Source organism: Yersinia sp. Marseille-Q3913 (genome assembly GCF_963892745.1).
GTDB lineage: Bacteria > Pseudomonadota > Gammaproteobacteria > Enterobacterales > Enterobacteriaceae > Yersinia > Yersinia bercovieri.
The window spans coordinates 1-1,871 of the sequence record NZ_CAWQAF010000061.1 but is presented as its reverse complement, the minus strand read 5'-3'; the positions used below and the strand labels follow the sequence as shown (position 1 = coordinate 1,871).

Here is a 1,871-nt window from a genome sequence, read left to right as displayed (position 1 = left end):
ATGACTTCTATATATCACTTTGTATTTAAAGTATTAAGCGGCTTGTAGGCTAGATAATATCTTCATCATCCGCTCAACAGCCTCAGCGTGTTTTAACTTTTCTTCCCACCCCCCCAGATACCAAAAAGGAGTGTGGAAAGTTCTATTCACTGTCAGTGTGAGTGTATTACCGGTAATAACCTGGGCAGGGATACCCAGCAACGATAATTGGATGTAACACATATCAGCCACCATGCCATCAATGTCTGTACAAACCATAAAAATTTGCTCTTGGGGGTTATACCCGTTTTCACGCATATACATCGCTGCTGCAATAGCCATCCCACCGGCCCCACATGCTGGTTCATTGTAAGTTATAAAGGGACGTCTGTTTAAGTTCTGTACTGCGTCAGACATCGTTAAAGCTGCCATCATTTTCGATAATGAATGAGGGGTAAAGAATTGACCTAAACTGGACGCACTCAACTCTAATTCCATATAGAGACTCCCCAGAAAGTCACTCGGTTCTGAGTCCAAAGCACCAATAACACACCCTAGCAATTGAGATAACTGACTCATATTCTCTTTGCCTAAGCGTTTTTCAATTACAAAATATTCTTGCTCTAACTCATCAGACTTTAAAAATGCATTTTGAATAGCGATAGCAGCTGCATGAACAAAATCACGAAACACATCAAAGCGGTGATGATGTGGGGCCAAGTATTTGAAAATAGAAACAAACTCTTTCCGATACTGAGTAGCTGACACGCCTGGCCGACGGTTCGAGGAATCAAACAGGTTTCGAAGTGGTGAACGTGAGAACAGGTGGCTTAAATTCAATGAGTTGCTAGGTATTTCGGCGTTATGAATTTTCATCTGGTGTATTCCCCTTTGCTGTTAATCGCGAGTTTTCTGTTTCTCGCGCCGTAAAGCGTCAGGACCTCTGCCAGATAAGCGTGATTGCAAGTGCGTCTGCAAAGCCGCAGCGCAACGACCGCAGGGAGTGAGAACGGATGTAGTAGACGGCGATAGCGCACACTTGTTGTCATGCCTGGCGGTGGAACTGTTTAGCGGGGCGGGAGAATTAGAAAATGCGTATACCGAAAATTGCAGGAATAGCCCGAAGTTAATTTGTTCTGAAATTATTATGTTATGTCGAAGACCTGATGTGGCGTAGTTCTCTTGCTTGCTATTGAGATAATTCCGGCTATTATAACTGTATATATGTACAGTTATAATAATGAGCCACACAATGAAAATTCAATTCCTATCCTCAGCGGGCATAGATTTACCAACTTCAACTATTCCATTATTTGCCGATCACTGTGTGGCCGGATTTCCCTCTCCAGCCCAGGACTATATTGAACAATCCTTAGATCTAAACGATTACTGCGTGCTTCATCCTGTGTCTACGTTCTATTTGATCGCACAGGGGGAATCGATGGTTCAAGCGGGCATCCTTTCTGGCGATCTTCTTGTGGTCGACAAATCTCTTCAAGCAGAACATGGCGATATTGTTATCGCAGCTTTAGATGGAGAATTTACCGTTAAACAACTATGTACCCGCCCTACTCTGTGTTTAATGCCCATGAATCCAGCCTACAGCCCGATTTATGTCGAGCCAGATCAACTGGAGATTTTTGGCGTTGTAACTTATGCCATCCACCGGACAAAGTAATGTACCTATTGTGTGATGCTAATGCGTTTTATTGCGCATGTGAGCAACTTTTCAGGCCCGACCTGAAAGGCAAGCCGGTGATTGTCCTTACAAATAATGATGGTGCCTGCGCGGCCTTGAATAAAGAAGCAAAGTTCCTGGGAATTAAGCGAGGCCAGCCCTACTTTGAAATGAAAAATATAATTAAAAAACATAATGTTACCGCTTTCAGTTC

3 protein-coding genes are annotated in these 1,871 nt (G+C 43.3%); 2 read left to right on the top strand and 1 reads right to left on the bottom strand.

The window, feature by feature from the left end; genetic code table 11:
- Positions 1-33 precede the first annotated feature (33 nt).
- Positions 34-855, bottom strand: a complete 822-nt coding sequence (locus tag AACW11_RS17220) for an N-6 DNA methylase (RefSeq protein WP_145560932.1) — start codon at positions 853-855, stop codon at positions 34-36.
- Positions 856-1,231: 376 nt separating this feature from the next.
- Here AACW11_RS17220 and umuD point away from each other — a divergent pair, with 376 nt between their 5' ends.
- Complete coding sequence (gene umuD, locus AACW11_RS17215) at positions 1,232-1,657, top strand: translesion error-prone DNA polymerase V autoproteolytic subunit (protein WP_145495514.1); 426 nt, start codon at positions 1,232-1,234, stop codon at positions 1,655-1,657.
- A partial coding sequence (locus AACW11_RS17210) for a Y-family DNA polymerase (RefSeq protein ID WP_445285829.1) occupies positions 1,657-1,871 on the top strand: 215 nt, incomplete at its 3' end. The genes umuD and AACW11_RS17210, both read left to right, overlap by 1 nt.